Source organism: Micromonospora sp. NPDC049580 (assembly GCF_040675595.1).
GTDB lineage: Bacteria > Actinomycetota > Actinomycetes > Mycobacteriales > Micromonosporaceae > Micromonospora.
Map to the genome: position 1 here is coordinate 1 of NZ_JBFAPG010000681.1, position 2,432 is coordinate 2,432.

Here is a 2,432-nt window from a genome sequence, read left to right on the forward strand (position 1 = left end):
CCCGCGACCGCGGGCCGGGCCACCGCCGGGATCACTTGGGCCAGCTGCTCTCGATGCCCTGGAGCACCGGGGCGGTCGCCTTGCCGTTCAGCCAGTCGACCATGCCCTTCCAGAACGTTCCCGCGCCGACGGCGGCCGGCATCAGGTCGGATCCGTCGAAGCGGAAGACGCCGGTCTTGTCCTGCAGGATCTGGACGGAGAGCTTGTCGATCGGGCTGGCGACGTTGGCGATGTCCAGCTTGTTGTTCGCCGTGACCCAGTTGCCGAGCTTCGCGCGGCTGTTGACGTACTCGGCGGAGGCCAGGTAGGTCTGCACCGCCTGCACCTCGGGACGGTCGGCGTAGGCGACGACGAACTCGCCCGCGCCCAGCACCGGCTTGCCCTTGGCCGCGTCGATGGCCGGGAAGTAGAAGGCGAACGCGTCGCCGTCCTCGGCCACCTTGGTGCCCTCGGGGAACTGGTTGGCGTAGAAGGACGCCTGTCGGTGCATCGCGCACTTGCCGGTGGTCACCGGCAGGCCCGCCTCCTGGAAGGCGGTGGTGGTGATGCTCTTGACGCCGCCGAAGCCGCCGTTCATGTACTTCTCGTTCTTGAGGATCGTGCCGGCGCGGTCCACCGCGTCGACGACCCGCGGGTCGTTGAACGGGATCGCGTGGGTGGTCCACTGGTCGTAGACCTCGGCGCCCGCCGTACGCAGGAGGACGTCCTCGATCCAGTCGGTGGCCGGCCAGCCGGTGGCGTCACCGGACTCGACGCCCGCGCACCACGGCTTCATGCCACTGGCGGCGATCTTGTCGCTCAGGGCGATGAGCTGCTCCCAGGTGGTCGGGACCTCCCAGCCCTTCTCCTTGAACGTCTTCGGCGAGTACCACACGAAGGACTTGACGTTCGCGCCGAGCGGCACGCCGTAGAGCGTTCCGTTGACGGTGCCGTACTTCAGCCAGTCGGCCGGCATGTTCTGCTCGGCCAGGGCCTTGGTGTCGGCGCCGAGGGACTTCAGCTTGCCGGCGTCCGCGAACCGCTTCACGAGGCCCGGCTGGGGCACGAAGGCGATGTCGGGCGCGTTGCCGCCGTCGACTCGCACGGGGAGCTGGGCCTCGAACTCGCCGCTGCCCTCGTACGCGATCTCGATGCCGGTGCAGTCGGTGAACTGCGACCACGACCGCTCGAGCAGGTCGGCCTCGGCGTCACGGATGGACGCGTAGATGGAGACCTTCTTGCCGTCGTGGCCCTGGTACTTCTCGTATGGGGCGCACTCCGCGGAGCCCGCCTTGTCACTCTTCTTGTCGTCACCGGTACCGCAAGCGGTGGCGCTGAGCGCCAGCCCGAGCACACCGGCGATCACGAAGGCCTGGCGTGGTCTGGTAAAGACCGCCATGCCGTCCTCCTTCCTAGCCGGCGTGGTCTCCGCTGGTGACCCTCGCCGGTCCGATTGGGCGTGCACACATGTAAGCGCTTGCATCCGGTCTGGTCCACCCCCTGTCAGACACGAGCGAGTAACAATCCCGAAACCTCGTGTCCGTCGGCTGGGCGCGCTCCCAGTCGCGGATCCCGGCTCTTTCGAAGAGTGGCGATATCTGTCAGGCTGAGGCCACTTCATCGAAGGTTTTGAACATAGGAGGAGCTGGATGCGTAAGCGGTGGATCAGCCTGCTGGTGACGGGCCTGCTCGTCGGGGGAGTCCTCGCGCCGGCGAGCCCGGCGCTGGCCGCGCCGACCTTCAAGGTGCCGTTCCCGTGCGGCCAGTCCTGGTCGGGGCAGACCCGGTCGGACCACAGCCCGGCGTACGCGGTCGACTTCAACCGCACCGACGACCTCGGCGACCCGGTGGTGGCCAGCGCCCCCGGCACGGTCGACCGGGTCACCGACCTCGGCGGCACCAGTTACGGCAAGTACGTGCGGATCGACCACGGTGGCGGCTACACGACCTACTACGCCCACCTCAACGGCTTCAACGTCTCGGTGGGGCAGACCGTCGGCTACGGCAAGGTGCTCGGCTGGGTGGGCAGCACCGGCGGGTCCACCGGCCCCCACCTGCACTACGAACAGCGCCTCAACGGCAACGACATCCAGGTCAGGTTCAACGGCACGCTCGGCCTGTACTGGGGTAGCAAGACCTACACCAGCGACAACGGGTGCAACTCGGGCACCGGCAACGCCACGGTCGACACCAGTGGCACGCCGCTGACCGTCCGCTCCGGCCCGGGCACGGGGTACGCCTCGGTGGGCACCGTCGCCGACGGCACCCGGGTGACCATCGCCTGCCAGACCAGCGGCACCACGGTCACCGGCACGTACGGCACCAGCTCGATCTGGGACCGCATCGGCAGCGGCCGCTTCATCGCCGACGCGTACGTCTACACCGGTTACGACGGCTACATCCCGAACGTGCCCCGCTGCTGACGGGGCCTGGGTCCTCCGGCGGGGCCGCTT

The 2,432-nt window shown here is 68.5% G+C and carries 2 protein-coding genes; one reads left to right on the forward strand and one right to left on the reverse strand.

Annotated features, from left to right (window positions below):
• Nucleotides 1-31: 31 nt before the first annotated feature.
• A complete protein-coding gene (locus AB0J68_RS30930; RefSeq protein WP_354860934.1) occupies nucleotides 32-1,378 on the reverse strand; it encodes an ABC transporter substrate-binding protein in 1,347 nt (448 codons plus the stop codon).
• Nucleotides 1,379-1,628: 250 nt separating this feature from the next.
• Here AB0J68_RS30930 and AB0J68_RS30935 point away from each other — a divergent pair, with 250 nt between their 5' ends.
• Nucleotides 1,629-2,402, forward strand: coding sequence for a peptidoglycan DD-metalloendopeptidase family protein (locus AB0J68_RS30935; RefSeq protein ID WP_363942282.1), 774 nt, complete (start codon nucleotides 1,629-1,631; stop codon nucleotides 2,400-2,402).
• The last annotated feature ends 30 nt before the right edge of the window (nucleotides 2,403-2,432 follow it).